This is a genomic window from Listeria sp. ILCC792, assembly GCF_900186135.1.
Lineage (GTDB): Bacteria > Bacillota > Bacilli > Lactobacillales > Listeriaceae > Listeria > Listeria goaensis.
On record NZ_FYBO01000003.1, the window covers coordinates 26,318 to 41,757 of the forward strand.

General features: G+C 40.4%; 17 protein-coding genes. 4 read left to right on the forward strand and 13 right to left on the reverse strand.

Annotated elements, in window-relative coordinates; genetic code table 11:
* Positions 1-102: 102 nt before the first annotated feature.
* From CFS60_RS04840 to CFS60_RS04875, 8 genes are all read right to left on the reverse strand, one after another.
* The gene (locus CFS60_RS04840) at positions 103-843 is read right to left on the reverse strand and encodes a pseudouridine synthase (RefSeq protein WP_088809621.1); all 741 of its coding nucleotides are present in this window, start codon (positions 841-843) and stop codon (positions 103-105) included.
* Positions 843-1,430, reverse strand: a complete 588-nt coding sequence (scpB, locus tag CFS60_RS04845) for an SMC-Scp complex subunit ScpB (RefSeq protein ID WP_088809620.1) — start codon at positions 1,428-1,430, stop codon at positions 843-845. Before scpB ends, CFS60_RS04840 begins: the two co-directional genes overlap by 1 nt.
* On the reverse strand, positions 1,423-2,169 hold the full coding sequence (locus CFS60_RS04850) for a segregation/condensation protein A (RefSeq protein WP_088809619.1): 747 nt from the start codon (positions 2,167-2,169) through the stop codon (positions 1,423-1,425). Before CFS60_RS04850 ends, scpB begins: the two co-directional genes overlap by 8 nt.
* A gap of 4 nt (positions 2,170-2,173) precedes the next feature.
* Entirely contained in the window at positions 2,174-3,484 is a 1,311-nt protein-coding gene (gene lysA, locus CFS60_RS04855; RefSeq protein ID WP_088809618.1) for a diaminopimelate decarboxylase, read from the reverse strand.
* A gap of 133 nt (positions 3,485-3,617) precedes the next feature.
* Positions 3,618-4,436 carry a purine-nucleoside phosphorylase gene (locus tag CFS60_RS04860; protein WP_088809617.1) on the reverse strand — a complete coding sequence of 273 codons (819 nt, stop codon included), beginning with the start codon at positions 4,434-4,436 and terminating at the stop codon, positions 3,618-3,620.
* Positions 4,437-4,457: 21 nt separating this feature from the next.
* Positions 4,458-5,642 (reverse strand): phosphopentomutase, encoded by a 1,185-nt coding sequence (gene deoB / locus CFS60_RS04865; protein ID WP_088809616.1) that lies wholly within the window; start codon positions 5,640-5,642, stop codon positions 4,458-4,460.
* Positions 5,643-5,664: 22 nt separating this feature from the next.
* The gene (gene xerD / locus CFS60_RS04870) at positions 5,665-6,558 is read right to left on the reverse strand and encodes a site-specific tyrosine recombinase XerD (RefSeq protein ID WP_088809615.1); all 894 of its coding nucleotides are present in this window, start codon (positions 6,556-6,558) and stop codon (positions 5,665-5,667) included.
* Positions 6,559-6,688: 130 nt separating this feature from the next.
* A complete protein-coding gene (locus CFS60_RS04875; RefSeq protein WP_088809614.1) occupies positions 6,689-7,138 on the reverse strand; it encodes a Fur family transcriptional regulator in 450 nt (149 codons plus the stop codon).
* Positions 7,139-7,457: 319 nt separating this feature from the next.
* Here CFS60_RS04875 and CFS60_RS04880 point away from each other — a divergent pair, with 319 nt between their 5' ends.
* On the forward strand, positions 7,458-8,300 hold the full coding sequence (locus tag CFS60_RS04880; RefSeq protein ID WP_088809613.1) for an ABC transporter ATP-binding protein: 843 nt from the start codon (positions 7,458-7,460) through the stop codon (positions 8,298-8,300).
* Complete coding sequence (locus CFS60_RS04885; protein WP_369821516.1) at positions 8,278-9,276, forward strand: NAD(P)/FAD-dependent oxidoreductase; 999 nt, start codon at positions 8,278-8,280, stop codon at positions 9,274-9,276. The genes CFS60_RS04880 and CFS60_RS04885 overlap by 23 nt, the downstream gene beginning before the upstream one ends.
* A gap of 80 nt (positions 9,277-9,356) precedes the next feature.
* Here CFS60_RS04885 and CFS60_RS04890 read toward each other — a convergent pair whose 3' ends face one another.
* On the reverse strand, positions 9,357-9,914 hold the full coding sequence (locus tag CFS60_RS04890) for an NUDIX domain-containing protein (protein WP_088809612.1): 558 nt from the start codon (positions 9,912-9,914) through the stop codon (positions 9,357-9,359).
* 221 nt (positions 9,915-10,135) lie between these two features.
* Between CFS60_RS04890 and CFS60_RS04895 the strand changes: the two genes are divergently transcribed.
* Both CFS60_RS04895 and CFS60_RS04900 read left to right on the forward strand, forming a co-directional pair.
* Positions 10,136-10,783, forward strand: a complete 648-nt coding sequence (locus tag CFS60_RS04895; RefSeq protein ID WP_088809611.1) for a 5-bromo-4-chloroindolyl phosphate hydrolysis family protein — start codon at positions 10,136-10,138, stop codon at positions 10,781-10,783.
* Positions 10,776-11,969: a toxic anion resistance protein gene (locus CFS60_RS04900; protein WP_088809610.1), complete on the forward strand. Its 1,194-nt coding sequence runs from the start codon at positions 10,776-10,778 to the stop codon at positions 11,967-11,969. The genes CFS60_RS04895 and CFS60_RS04900 overlap by 8 nt, the downstream gene beginning before the upstream one ends.
* A gap of 53 nt (positions 11,970-12,022) precedes the next feature.
* Here CFS60_RS04900 and CFS60_RS04905 read toward each other — a convergent pair whose 3' ends face one another.
* From CFS60_RS04905 to rnz, 4 genes are all read right to left on the reverse strand, one after another.
* On the reverse strand, positions 12,023-12,529 hold the full coding sequence (locus tag CFS60_RS04905) for a GNAT family N-acetyltransferase (RefSeq protein WP_088809609.1): 507 nt from the start codon (positions 12,527-12,529) through the stop codon (positions 12,023-12,025).
* A gap of 12 nt (positions 12,530-12,541) precedes the next feature.
* The gene (gene dinB / locus CFS60_RS04910) at positions 12,542-13,612 is read right to left on the reverse strand and encodes a DNA polymerase IV (RefSeq protein ID WP_088809608.1); all 1,071 of its coding nucleotides are present in this window, start codon (positions 13,610-13,612) and stop codon (positions 12,542-12,544) included.
* Between the two features lie 92 nt (positions 13,613-13,704).
* Positions 13,705-14,496 carry an SDR family oxidoreductase gene (locus CFS60_RS04915; protein WP_088838902.1) on the reverse strand — a complete coding sequence of 264 codons (792 nt, stop codon included), beginning with the start codon at positions 14,494-14,496 and terminating at the stop codon, positions 13,705-13,707.
* A 9-nt stretch (positions 14,497-14,505) separates the two neighbouring features.
* Entirely contained in the window at positions 14,506-15,420 is a 915-nt protein-coding gene (gene rnz, locus CFS60_RS04920; RefSeq protein ID WP_088838903.1) for a ribonuclease Z, read from the reverse strand.
* Positions 15,421-15,440 lie beyond the last annotated feature (20 nt).

A 15,440-nucleotide genomic window follows, 5' to 3' on the forward strand; every position in this document is an offset into this window, starting at 1 on the left:
CTTTTAGTGCCTTTACTACTTTATTAAATAGCTTGTCTATTAAATTATACATGTTTTTTTTAAAACAAGCTATTAGAAACTTTTCTTTGTCGAAAAAAACTATCATTGTCCAGAAGGTTTTTGACCGAATTTGGCAAATGCTTGCAATTGTTTAACTTCATGATGACTAAGCTCTCGCCTTTCTCCAGCGTTCATTCCTCTTAAATCTAAAAAGGCATAACCTTCACGTGAAAGTTTTTGAACTGGATGACCAATTGCTTCAAACATTTTTCTTACTTGGCGATTTCTACCTTCATGAATAGTAATTTCAACAATTGATTTACTTTTTCCTTTATCAAAAGATCGCATTCTCACTTTGGCTGGTGCCGTCTTTCTTCCATCAATGATAACACCGCGTTCTAAATTTCTAAGCGCCATCTTTTCAGGAATTCCTTTTAAGCGAGCAATGTATCTTTTCTCCACTTTAAATTTTGGATGCATTAATAGATTAGCAAATTCTCCGTCATTTGTCATGAGAAGTAACCCCGAAGTTTCATAATCAAGTCTTCCCACTGGATAAAGCCTCTCTTCAATATCCAAAAAATAGTCCGAAACAACTTTTCGCCCTTTATCATCTGTTACAGCAGACACGACACCCCTAGGCTTATAAAATAAAAAATAACGATGAATTTCTTTTGTAATTTCAATACCTTCTACTTCGATACGGTCAGAACCACTGACCTTCACGCCTAATTCCTTTACGACTTTCCCGTTCACTTTTACTTTACCTTCTTGGATAAGCACTTCTGCTTTTCGTCTTGAAGTCACCCCTGCATTTGCAATCGCTTTTTGCAATCTTTCCATTATTCGTCTTCCTCCGTTCGGTTAAATTTATCAAAAAACAGATCCAATTCATCTTGTTCCGGTTCCGCCGAAGGTTCTGCAAGTTTTGGCAGCTCTTCAATACTACTCAAACCAAAGGCATCTAAAAATTCGCTTGTTGTGACGTATAACTTGGCACGGCCAGCTCCGTCTGCTCGACCTCTATCCGTTATGAGTCCTTTAGCGACAAGCGTGCGTATTGGACCATCCGTTTTCACACCACGAACTTCATCAACTTCCATACGTGTAATCGGTTGGTTATACGCAATAATCGCAAGCGTTTCAAGAGAAGCTTGTGAAAGAGAGCCTGAGTGTGGTGCCTCCACCAATTTGCGCAAGTATTCAGCATGCTCTTTTTTCGTAGCAAGCTGAAAAGACCCAGCAAGTTCAAGAAGAATAAGGCCACGAGAATCGTCCTGTTCATAGCGTTCCCCGAGGCTCTCCAGCAAGTTCAATGCTTCAATATAGGTGATTTCCATCGTTTCCGTTAATTGCTTTGTCGAAAGCCCCTCATCACCTGCCGCAAAAAGCAAGCTTTCTAACACGCCAATTTGTTGCTCTTTATTCACTAATTTCCCCTCTACCTTCTACATACAAGTCTTCTAAGCTTCCAGATTGCTCAACCGAAATTAATTTTCGCTTCATCAATTCGAGCAGTGCAAGAAAAGTTACGACAAGCTGGTCTTTCGTTCCTTTTTCGAACAAATCATCGAATTTCATTTTCCCTTTAACTTGATTTAGCTTCTCTAAAACTTCATCCATACGGGCGTCGATAGAAATTTCCTGTGTGGTGATACGCGTATGAAGCGGCTTATTGAGTTTTTGCCGACGCAGTAACTTATTGAAAGCCCCCAGCATATCGTTTAGCGTCACGTCAAGCTCCACCGAAGTTGTGCCATCATCATATTCGCCTAAATCCATCGGCGCTTTACTAAAGTAGAAACTGCGTTCGTTTTCCTTTTCCTTTAAATCTTTCGCCGCTTCTTTATAACGTTTATATTCCATTAAACGTTCAATCAACTCATCACGCGGGTCAAGTTCCGGATCAAACTCGTCAAAATCTTCTTCAAGCTCTTGTTTTGGTAGTAACATCTTACTTTTAATCGCAAGTAGCGTAGCCGCCATAACCAAGTATTCGCTTGCCACATCTAACTCCAAAAATTGCATTGTATGAATGTATTCCATATATTGCTCAGTAATTTCAGCAACTGGAATATCATAAATATCCACTTCCAATTTGCCAATAAGATGTAAAAGTAAGTCAAGTGGCCCTTCAAATGCCTCTACTTTAAAATTCATTTCCATCATGCGTTCACCACGGTAAATCGTTTTGCACTAGATTTTCATACGATTCGCGTCGCACAACAAGTTTTGCGTTACCATTTTCCACAAATACAACTGGCGGACGTGGAATGCGATTATAGTTGCTTGCCATCGCATAACCGTAGGCTCCTGTACAAAATACCGCTAGCACATCACCAGAATTTGATTTTGGAAGCGGCAAATCCCAAATTAACATGTCACCAGACTCACAACATTTCCCAGCAATTGAAACAGTTTCTTCAGTCTCAAGTAGTGGTGCATTCGCAAGCACAGCTTCATAATGTGCCTCGTAAAGCGCAGGACGAATATTATCACTCATGCCACCGTCAACCGCAACATATTCTCTAACACCCGGAACTTCTTTTCTAGAACCAATTTTATAAAGGGTCGTTCCCGCTTCCCCCACTAACGAGCGGCCCGGTTCAATCCAAATTTCAGGAACGCGCAACCCATTTTCATTCGCCATTTTCTTCACTTCTTGGATAATTTCCTTCACATATTCAGAAGGCTCAAGCGGCTTGTCCTCTTCCGTATAACGGACACCAAATCCACCACCTAAGTTTAAAACTTGTGAGTCAAACTGCAATGTGTCATGCCACTCCACCAGTTTTTCCATAATGCGATGAGCAGCCATAATAAACCCTGTTGTTTCAAAAATTTGGGAACCAATGTGGCAATGAAGCCCGATTAAATCAAATTGATTCGGTGCAGCCAAAATGCGTTTAATGGCCTCTTCCGCTTGACCATTTGTTAAACCAAAACCAAATTTTGAATCATCTTGCCCCGTCAATATGTAATCATGCGTGTGCGCTTCAATTCCAGGAGTTACACGAACTAAAACAGGCATTTTAGTCGCCCGTTTTTCAAGTATTTCCTTTAACAATTCAATTTCATAATAATTATCGACCACGATACAGCCAATGCCATAGTCAATCGCCATTTCAATTTCTTCCGCCGTTTTATTATTCCCGTGGAAATGAATCCGTTCAGGTGGGAAATTCGCTTTCATCGCCGTATAAAGTTCACCGCCTGATACAACATCAAGCGATAAGCCTTCCTCTGCCATAAGTTCATAAATCGCAATGGAAGAAAATGCTTTACTTGCATAGGCCACCTGCGCACGAACGCCTAACTTTTCAAATGTTTTCTTAAATCCTCTGGCACGCTCACGAATTAGCGCTACATCATAGACGTATAAAGGGGTTCCAAATTCTTCGACTAACTTTAATGTGTCTACCCCTCCGATTTCTAGATGTCCTTCCGTATTCACATTCATAGTCCCAAAACGTTCAAATGTCACGCCTATCCCCCACCTTTACCAAAGAAATTTAATTTAAGTTCTTTACTATAGTAGCATAAAGGGCACTTCGGAAACAATAACAATCTAAATAAAAATACCTTTACTAAAAAAGTAAAGGTATCGAATACGCCTATTAATTTAATTCGCCAACAATTGCTTTGACGTATGTTAAAAATGTGCTTCTAACTTTGTCAGTTGTTTCGATAACTTCGGCGTGAGATAACGGCTGGTCTAAAATTCCTGCCGCCATATTTGTAATGCAAGAAATCCCTAAAACGCGCATGCCAGCGTGTCTTGCCACAATGACTTCCGAAACCGTCGACATTCCAACGGCGTCAGCGCCCAGTGTGCGCATCATGCGAATTTCGGCTGGCGTTTCATATGTTGGACCGCTGAAGCCTGCATAGACGCCTTCTTGAATGTTAATTTCCAATTTGTTTGCCAGTTTTCTTGCTGTTTCGCGTAACGAAAGTTGATATGCTTCTGACATATCCGGAAAGCGGGGGCCAAAATGGTCTTCATTTTTTCCAATAAGAGGATTGGTTCCCGTAAAATTAATATGGTCGGAAATCAGCATCAAATCGCCCGCTTTGTAAAGCTCGTTCACACCGCCAGCCGCATTTGTCACAATCAAAATTTCGACGCCAAGCTCCTTCATCACGCGAACAGGGAACGTAACGTCTTGCATGGAATAGCCTTCATAAAAGTGAAAGCGCCCTTGCATCGCAACAACTCGCTTATTTTGAAGTTCACCGAAAACAAATTGGCCAGCATGCCCTTCTACCGTTGAAACTGGGAAATGTGGCACTTGATCATAAGATAATTGAACAGGATTCACAATTTCATCTGCCAAAACGCCTAACCCGGAACCGAGAATGAGTCCAATTGTTGGACGTTCTTGATAACTTTCTCTAATTTTTGCTACTGCTTCGTTCACTTTTTGAGTGCTCATGTCTTTACTCCTTCTTTTCTATTATTTTAAGTCGTGTAAAAAACTTTTACCATATTCAGGCATTTTAACAGCAAAGTTTTCAGCAACTGTTGCACCTAAGTCTGCAAAAGTTTCGCGAAGTGGTAACGCTTTTCCGCCATCTTTAAAGCGTTTGGAATACACAAGAAGTGGTACATATTCACGCGTATGATCGGTGCCGCGGTAAGTGGGATCATTTCCATGATCCGCTGTAATCATTAATAAATCGTCTTCCGCCATTTTTTCAAATACTTCTGGAAGTCGTGCATCGAATTCTTCAAGTGCACGTCCGTAGCCTTCTGGATCGCGGCGATGACCGAATAACGCGTCAAAATCAACTAAATTGAGAAAACTCATACCTTCAAACGGTTTGTCTAAAACTTGTACAAGTTGGTCCATTCCGTCCATATTAGACTTCGTACGGATGGATTCTGTGACGCCTTCCCCGTCAAAAATATCGGAAATCTTGCCAATCGCAATGACATCCTTTCCGCCGTCTTTTAGCGCATTCATAACAGTTGGTTTAAATGGCTTAAGTGCGTAGTCGTGGCGATTCGCCGTCCGTTTAAACGCGCCTGGTTCCCCGACATAAGGTCGTGCAATAATTCGGCCTAGCATGTAAGGGTCGTCAAGCGTAATTTCTCGACAAAACTCACAGATTTCGTAAAGCTCTTCAAGCGGGATAATATCCTCATGCGCCGCAATTTGCAGCACCGAATCAGCAGATGTGTACACAATTAGTGCGCCGGTTTTCATTTGTTCCTCGCCGAGCTCATCTAAAATTTCCGTACCGCTCGCAGGTTTATTGCCAATTACTTTCCGCCCCGTCTTATCTTCAATCTGCTTAATTAGCGCATCCGGAAAGCCGTCAGGAAATACACGGAAAGGCGTATCAATGTACAGCCCCATAATTTCCCAGTGCCCGGTCATCGTGTCTTTCCCACGCGACGCTTCTTGCATTTTCGTAAAGTAGGCAAGTGGTTTCTCTTCTTTTTCTATGCCTAAAACGGGTTCAATGTTGGAGAGGCCCAGTTTGCCCATTTCTGGCATGTGTAAGCCTTTCATGTGTTCAGCAATATGACCAAATGTATCGACACCAAAATCGTCAAATTCGGCCGCATCCGGCGCCTCACCAATCCCAACTGAATCCATCACAACAACGTGAATACGTTTAAACTTTTCAACCATTTCCTCATCGCCCTTCTATAATTTATGCGCGCGGATGAAACTCTTTGTAGACATCTTTTAAACGCGCCTTTGTTACATGTGTATAAATTTGTGTCGTCGAAATATCTGAATGACCAAGCAGTTCTTGAACAGAACGCAAATCTGCCCCGTTTTCAAGTAAGTGCGTCGCAAATGAATGCCGTAACGTATGCGGGGTAATCGGTTTTTCAATGCCCGTCTTTTTCGCAAGCTGTTTCAAAATTTTCCAAAACCCTTGCCTTGTAAGCCCGTTTCCGTGATGATTCAAAAAGACAAAATCATTTCGATTAGAAGACTTCCTAAGTTTTGGTCGACCGTTTCGCAAATATTCTTCCAAAACCGTTGTCGCCGTTTTCCCAAGCGGAATGATACGCTCTTTGTTCCCTTTTCCAATCGTTTGAATAAAGCCCATATGTAAGTGAAGGTCATCCATTTTAAGTTGCACCAGCTCAGTAACACGAAGCCCTGTCGCATAAAGCACCTCAAGCATCGCTTGGTCGCGCAAGCCAAGCGGCGTATTCGTATTTGGCGCATCTAGCAGCTTCTCAACCTCTGCAAGACTAAGCACTTTAGGTAAACTTTGCGCTTGTTTTGGCGTCTCAATTTGGATCATTGGATCGCCTTTAATTTTACCATCATGAAGTAAAAAATGAAAAAACGAACGAAGTGATGCAATGTAACGTGCCACCGTACGCGGCGACTTCCCGTCATTTCTAGCCACACTAATAAATGCCACAATATCTTCACGCCCAACCTTTTCAAAATCATCATCGTTTGATTTTTCCTTGTAGAAGTTCGCAAAGTAAAGCAAGTCGCGTTTATAGGCAGCAAGCGTATTCATCGATAAACCACGTTCAACAGATAAAAAATGCAAAAAATCCTCAATTAAATCGTTCATTTTCTCGCCTCCTGCCCATTCATTTTAACATGAAACCCTTTTCTGGTGAACTTTTATCTGCTCACTCCGAAATTGTTGTTTTTTTCATATAATTAAAAAAGAACTACTACATTCTTGTAGCAGTCCCAAACTATTTCTTGCTTTTTTTCTTGCAGTCTGAACAAACACCTTGAAACGTTAAACGATGGTCTTTAATAAGAAAATTCCAGCGCTGTTCAATTATTTTCTCGACATCTTCAAGCAAGTCTTCTTGAATCTCTTCCACCGATCCGCATTCTAAGCAAACAAGGTGATGATGGAAATGCTTGGCACCTTCTTTACGCAAATCATAACGCGATACGCCATCACCAAAATTAATTTTATCGACAACACGCAGCTCCGTTAAAAGTTCGAGCGTCCGATAAACCGTTGCAAGGCCCGTATCAGGCGCGATATTTTTCACACGTAAAAAGACTTCTTCTGCACTTAAATGATCTTTTTCATTTTCCAGCAAAACACGAACTGTCGCTTCACGTTGCGGCGTTAATTTATAACTCGCATCATGAAGCTGAGCCTTAATTCGTTTAATGCGACCTTCCATATAGACGCCTCCCTTTAAAAATAAATATTCTCAATCAGAAATCATTATTTAGAATTATTATTATTTAGAAATGAGTATCTTCACATTTCAACACTCTAAAAATATCCGCATTTCCATTCAGATAACTATGTTTATAACGATAACATAATTTACAAAAACTGTCTATAGTGATTATCATTTACAGTAAAAATCAAGATTATTTATAATTATTATTATTTATAATTTTTACTTCCTAAAAGTTTGCCTTGAAAGTTACGCCTAAAACGTCTATACTAAATTCATTGAGAATCATTATCACTAATATAAATGGAGTGATTTTATGCAAAACTTATATACAGAAAACCTGCAAATTGCTTATGATAAACGAATTATTGTTGACTCATTAAATATATCTATTCCTAAGGGAAAAATTACCGCCCTAGTTGGCGCAAATGGTTCTGGAAAATCTACCATTTTAAAAACAATGTCTCGCCTTATGAAACCAAGTAAGGGACATGTCATTTTAGACGGTAAAAAAATCCATCAAGTCGCGACAAAGCAAATTGCGAAGGAACTTGCCATCTTGCCACAAAATCCGACAGCTCCCGGCGGCTTAACAGTTTATGAACTCATTGCTTATGGCCGCAGTCCTCATCAAACTGGTTTTAAAATCAGCAGTAAAGAGGATCAACATATGATTGAATGGGCGCTTAAAATGACGAATCTTGAAGAGTTTAAAGACCGCCCTATTGAAAACTTATCTGGTGGTCAAAGACAACGCGCTTGGATAGCGATGGCACTTGCACAAGATACATCCATTTTATTTTTAGATGAACCTACTACCTTTTTAGATATGACACACCAATTAGATGTGATGAACATTTTGAAGCAGTTAAATCAAACTGAAAATCGTACCATCGTTATGGTCGTACATGATTTAAACCATGCTTCACGGTACGCTGAACATATGATTGCCATCAAAAACGGGCAAGTTGCCGCAAGCGGAACACCTCAAGAAGTGATGACTTGCGAAATTTTAGAAGATGTTTTTAATATTAAAGCCGATATTTTAATGGACCCTAGAAGCGGCGTACCGCTTTGCCTGCCATATGAAACTTGTAACGGTTGTGAAATTAAAGATGTTGTAAGGGAGCTTGATCATGTTGAAGCCATCTCTATTTGATGTCACCATAATTGGTGGCGGCCCAGTCGGTCTATATGCCGCATTTTATAGCGGTCTTCGTTCTATGAAAACAAAAATTATTGATGCTGAACCAGATGTTGGCGGCAAAATTCGCTACTTCTATCCTGAAAAGCTGATTCATGATATTGGCGGCATCCCTGAAATTCTCGGTGCTGATTTAGTCGCTAATTTTAAGAAACAGGCGGAAACGTTTAATCCGACCTTTGTTTTAAACACCCGCGCAACGTCTGTCGTCAAACAAAATGATGGCACTTTCTATATTAAGACGGACGACGGGACCGTTCATTTAACCAAAACGATTATTATTGCAGTTGGTAGCGGGACTTACAAAATGAATCCGCTCGAAGCTCGTTTTGCGGAAAATTTCCCAGCACAGATTCACTATCATTTGCGCGATTTGGAAAAGCTTAGAGATAAGAAAGTCGTCATTTCAGGAGGTGGCGATGCGGCGCTTGATGCAGCATTGATGCTTCTTCCGATTGCTAAAAGTGTTGAACTTATTTACCGTGGCGATGACTTCAAAGGCTATGAGGAACGCGCGAAAGCCGTTCATTCTTCTGGTATTACGACACATTTGCACCACGAGATTACAAGCTTACATGGTGATGAAAATTTGAAAGAAATTGAATTAACTTGTAAGCATTCTGGGGAAAATAAAAAAGTTATGTGCGATGCGGTTTTTGTCAATCACGGCGTTGAAGTCGATATTGGTACGATGCGTGACTGGGGATTTGCAACTGAAGAATGGGGCATAACAGTCGACAAAGAAATGCAGACGACTGTGCCAGGTATTTATGCTTGCGGCGATGTCGCCTGCTATCCGAGAAAAATTCGAATTATTGCAGCGGGGCTTCACGAAGGTCCAATTGCTGTCAATAGCGCGAAAAAATATTTGGATCCAAATGCGGCGCCAGAAGCAATGGTTAGCACACATCACGAGCATTTTATGCACTAAAAAAGGTTGGGAATTTTGAGCCACCAAAAAAAGTTAGACCTAAAATCTAACTTTTCGGGGCATAACATTTTCCCAACCTTTTACTGTTCTTCTGCTTTTAATTGTTCTAACTCTAAATATTGAATTGCAAACATTGTTTTGGCATCGCAAATTGAAGCTTCTTCAATTAATTGCTTGGCTTCATCTAAAGTGACTTCTAAAACATTGATAAATTCATCATCATCTTGGGCTAAAGGTTTATTTTGTTTATGTAAGCCTCGTGCGACATAAATATGGATAATTTCATCAGCAAAGCCTGGTGCCGTGTAAAAAGAAGTTAATAACTCTAGTCCACTTGCCTTATAGCCTGTTTCTTCTTCTAGTTCACGTTGTGCTGTTTCTTCTTTTGGTTCATTTACTTCCATTTTACCTGCTGGAATTTCAACGACTGTTTTCTCTAAAGGTTTACGATATTGCTCGACCATAACAATTTTCCCATCGTGTGTAATCGGAATAATCCCCACTGCTCCCGGATGTTTAATGAGCTCTCTTTTCGCGATTTTACCGTTTGGAAGGCGCACATCTGCTACAGAAAGCTCCACAACACGTCCTTTAAAAATGGTTTCCTCACTAATTGTTTTTTCTTCTAAATCCTTCATTTAGAGCACCTTCTTTCTATTTATATATTTTAACATAAAATTTGGTCCGAGATGAATTTACATCGCACGACTGATAACATCATTTCTTCAATTATGGTATGATGAAGTCAAATCAAACATCCTTTCTAAAAAGAAAAAATCTTGTATAATGAAAGTAAGTAATCCCAAGAGATTACATAAATTTATTTTTTAGAATAGGTATCTGAAGGAGAAGATAAACAATGACTACATTTAAAAAGATTATGGCGTTTACAGGTTCCATTTTTATCGTCATCGTGTTATTCGGTATTCTTTCAGCCATCTTAAAGAGTAGCTGGCTTCTGATTGCTTTAATCACCATTGCTGTAGCTTCTATTCTGTTTTTCTTTTCTGCAAAAGCAGGTGACCAAGCTTTAACCGAAAAGACAGGTTTAACAAAAAAAGAATTCAAATATATTCGCTCAAATTTAGAGGAAGCGCGTCTTAAAATAATGCGTCTTCAAAAAATCATGTCTACAAATAAAGGACTCTATTCTTTTCAAGAACGTAACAAAACACTCCAACTGGCGAAAAGAATCTATGGGATTGTAAAAGATGAACCAAAACGTTTTTACGAAGCGGAAGATTTCTTCTTCTCCCACCTTGATTCACTTGTAGAACTTACTGAGAAATATGCTTTTCTTGAGAGCCAACCTGTTAAAGATAAAAAAATCTATCAGACTTTGTCAGACACTCGCTCACTTTTAAATGATTTGAGCCGTGTGATTGAAAAGGATTTGTTTACACTCCTTAATCAAGATGTTAACAGTCTTGATTTTGAGCTTGAAGTTGCTAAAAACTCAATTTCCAAGCAAAAACAAAAGTTCGAAAGGAGCTCGAAACATGAGTGAGAACAGTGAAAAAAAAGAATTAAATCAAACTGAATTACTTGAGAAAGATATGAATCATACATTAGATGATTTACTTAGCAATCCATTCGGAATGGATGATACAAAAAACACGAGCATTACGAATAGCGAAAATGACGCGGCGCCTCGCCTCGTAGATATGCTTCCCGAAAGCAATAAACGTCAGGCTCTTGAACTGAGCAAACAAATTGATGCGGGAAATCAGGCGGCCATTCTTGGATACGGTGCACCTGCTCAAGCGAAACTTCATGATTTTTCGCACTCAATGCTCGCCCACGTGCAGAAGCAAGATGTTGGTCCGATTGGGGATATCATTAGCGACTTGATGTATCGACTGCAAGAAGCTGATCCAGACGAGCTTGCTGCACGCAATAAAAATATTTTCACAAAAATGTTTCACCGTGTGAAACAATCGATTAATGAAATCACGTCAAAATATCAAAAAATTGGCACCCAAATCGACCGAATTGCTTTAAAACTAGAGCATTCGAAAAAACGCTTGATGGAAGATAACTCCTTCTTAGAGCAACTTTATGATAAAAATAAAGATTATTTTCAAGCTTTGAATATTTATATCGCGGCTGGCGAATTGAAGCTTGAAGAAATCAATGATAAGTTGTTGCCTGAACTTCGCAAAAAAGCTGAAGAAACTGGCGATCAAATGGATTTCCAAGAAGTGAATGATTTGACGCAATTTGCTGACCGTCTTGAAAAACGTGTGCATGACTTAAAACTTAGTCGGCAGATTACGATTCAACAAGCACCGCAAATTCGTTTAATCCAAAATACGAACCAAGCGTTAGCTGAAAAAATTCAATCGTCCATTATGACGGCTATTCCGCTTTGGAAAAACCAAGTGGCGATTGCCTTAACACTTTTAAGACAACAACAAGCAGTTGAAGCACAACGTCAAGTTTCTGAAACGACAAATGAACTTCTGAAACGCAATGCTGACATGCTGAAAACAAACGCGATTGAAACTGCGCGTGAAAACGAAAGAGGTATCGTGGATATCGAAACGCTTAAACATACGCAATCAAGTTTAATTGAAACACTGCAAGAAACACTTAAAATTCAACAAGAAGGCCGTGCTAAACGTGCTGCAGCAGAAAAAGAACTCGTTTCTATGGAACAAGAACTAAAAGATCGTTTAATTGAATTACGTTAAAAATACTATAACTTAAACGTGTCGCGCAAAACTAGGCTTTGGAATCTCAAAGCCTAGTTTTTTAATGTGCGGTACATTAGTGTCACCGCATAGAACTTGTCGTGAACGCGGAAATAATCGGGATACTCCCCCGCCACATTAAATCCGAATTTTTTATATAACAGAAAGGCAGCTCGGTTCTCACTCACAACTTCAAGCGTCAAAATGTGCAGACCGGCTGTTTCGGCCGAATGGACAAGCGCCTCCAGCATTTGCGAGCCGATTCCTTGTCCCCAAAACGCTTTTTTCACAGAAAGTGAAATCTCCCCGCGGTGCGCCATTCGCTCTTTAGGCGGCACAATCACAAGCCCAACGCTAATTAGCTCATCATGTTCATAAGCCACGAGCATACAAGCCTTTTGATGATAAAAATAATCTTCGATGATGGCTTCTTCGTCTGAACGGGAAACTAAAAATTCATTTTTCCCAAAAGTTAAAAATGAAGTTTCTCCCCCAACACCGTTTAAATAACGAATAATATTTTCGGCATCCTTTTTTTCAGCAACGCGAATTGTAACCATATACTCCTCCTTTTATATACCTTCTAGGCGCATATTTTCAAAATGAATGGGTTTTAAGTTTGTGACGGTCAAACCGATTAGACGAATAGCTTCTTTACCATCATAAACATCATTTAGTAGCGCGGCTCCGGCTTCGTATATCATTTGGCGATCATGGATATAATCGGTAAGCGTCATCCGTTTTGTTATCGTCGTGAAATCACTATATCGCAGTTTTAAGACTACCGTTTTTCCGTGCTTTTGGATTTTAAGTAGTCGCGTTTCAATCTTTTCCGCAAACCGCATTAAACTTTTTTCAAGCAGAGCTTCATTTAAAACATTTCGTTCGAAAGTGGTTTCTTTCCCAACTGATTTACGGTCACGATGCGGATTAACAATGTTATTCGAACGACCTCGCACGTGGCGATACAAGTAGTAGCCATGTTTATGGAACTCTCGAATCAAATCCCATTCACTCCATGCTTTTAAGTCTTTACCCGTTTTTATGCCTAAACGATGCATTTTTTCGGAAGTTACTTTTCCTACTCCATAAAATTTGTCAATGGGAATAGTTTCTAAAAATTGTTCAGCTTTTTCTGGCGGGACGACTGTCAGACCGGCTGGCTTTTTATAATCGGATGCTATTTTAGCAATAAATTTATTGTAGGACACTCCAGCAGACGAAGTGAGGCCTAATTCATTGTATATCGCATATTGGATTTCCCTTGCGATAAGTGTTGCGGAAGTCATGTTTTTTTTATTTTCTGTCACATCTAAATACGCCTCGTCCAACGAGAGCGGCTCAATGATGTCCGTATAGCGTCTGAAAATATCGCGAATTTGGCTAGAGATTTCCATATAGTGCTCCATGTTTCCATGAATGAAAATCCCTTCTGGGCATAGCTTAACTGCTTGTTTTGTGGGCATTGCAGAGTGTACACCAAATTTACGCGCTTCATAAGAACAGGTCGAAACAACACCGCGCTTGTTTGGATCGCCGCCGATTATAAGCGGTTTCCCGCGGTACTCAGGATGGTCGCGTTGCTCAACAGAAGCATAAAACGCATCCATATCAATATGAATTATCTTTCTGCTCACATCCATGTTAAGCCACCCCTCTGAAAACGAACGTTTGTTCTATTTCCATTATACCAGAATCTTAATTTTTTTCAAGAAAAAAAACGCCTAATATGGCGTCATTTTTTCATGAAAGCATTTCGCCCAAAAAACTCGACGACACTCGGCATTACTTGATAAATTCTTGTCCCTATGTTCATCAAAAATGGCAAATTCACCTCGCGCCGATTTTTCCCAATGATTCGGATTGTTTTTTCAGCTACTTTTTCGGGTTTTAAAACGAAAAATCCTACGCTTTTTAAATACTCTCCTGATTCATCTGCAAGGTCAAAAAAGTTTGTCGCAATCGGTCCAGGATTCACCGTTGTCACCTTAATGTTGTCCGCCTTTAGTTCCATCCTTAACGCATTTGAATAGCCTAACACCGCAAATTTGGTTGCCGCATACGCACTCGATTTTGGCGTCGCAATTTTGCCGGCTTGAGAAGCAATATTTACAATATGCCCGCTTCGTTTTTCCTTGAAATGCGGAATAAAAAGTTGCGTCAAGCGAATGAGTCCCAAAACATTCGTATCAAACATCGCTTCCACCGTTTCAAACGGAGTGTTTTCTGCCGTTTCAAACAGACCAAAGCCAGCGCAATTGATTAGCACGTCGATATCGTGAGCCTGTAAAATTTCTTTGACTATTTGTTCCATAGCAAGAAAATCTGTCACATCGAGCGGGTAGACGTGTGTACTGACTTGGTAGTCACGTTCAATACGCGCACTAATTTCGGCAAGCTTAGCCGCATTTCGCGCAATCAAAATAACACTCGCTTCTGATTTCGCCGCATAATAGGCCAAATTTTCGCCAAGACCGCTTGAAGCGCCCGTTATTAGAACCGTTTTTCCTTTTAAAAAAGAATTCATTTTTGCCTCCTAAATAGTAAAACTAGCAAAGTCTTCGGCGATATCCGTATTTGGAAACACTTCACGCGCCTCGTCGCAAAGCTGTAAACTGGCTTCCTTGTCGTACCGCGAGCTAATATGCGTCAAAATAAGATGTTTCGCGCCAGCAATTTGGGCAAGCTTGGCCGCATCGGTTGTCGTTGAATGCATGTATTCTTTCGCCATCTCTTCTTTAGACGCTTCAAACGTTGCTTCATGCACAACGATATCTGCATTTTCCGCTAACGCTCGCTCGTTCTCTTGTGGCCTCGTATCACCAAAAATCGCGATAATGCGCCCTTTTTGTTTTGGCCCAATAAACGCCTCACCATCAATCATTCGACCGTCAGGAAGCGTCACTTTTTTTCCTTGCTTTAATTCCTGATAAAGTGGCCCTGCCGGAACCCCTTCCTGCTTAAGTCGTGCGGCATCAAGTGTCCCCGGCTTATCCGCCTCAACCAACCGGTAACCAAAGCTCGAAATGCCGTGATCGAGCTCATCACAAACAACTTGCCACTGATTGTCGCGGAAAATTTCGCCTGGTTCAACTTCTATGACCTGAAGTGGGTAGGTCAAATGAGAACCACTAAGTTCCAAAGAATTTTCGATAAAGGCAGCTATGCCCGTCGGACCATAAACTGTCAATTCTGTTTCTCCGCCTTGAAATGAACGGCTGCTTAAAAGACCGGGCAAACCAAAAATATGGTCGCCGTGTAAATGTGTAATAAAAATTTTTTCAAGTTTGCTTAGCCGAATTGAACTGCGCAAAATTTGATGCTGCGTCCCTTCTCCGCAATCAAACAGCCAAATCGCATTTCGCTCATTTAACATGGAAATGGCAATTGATGTGACGTTGCGATTTTTTGAAGGCACTCCCGCACCTGTCCCAAGAAAAATAAGTTCCATTTTTCTCCCAACTTTCTAAA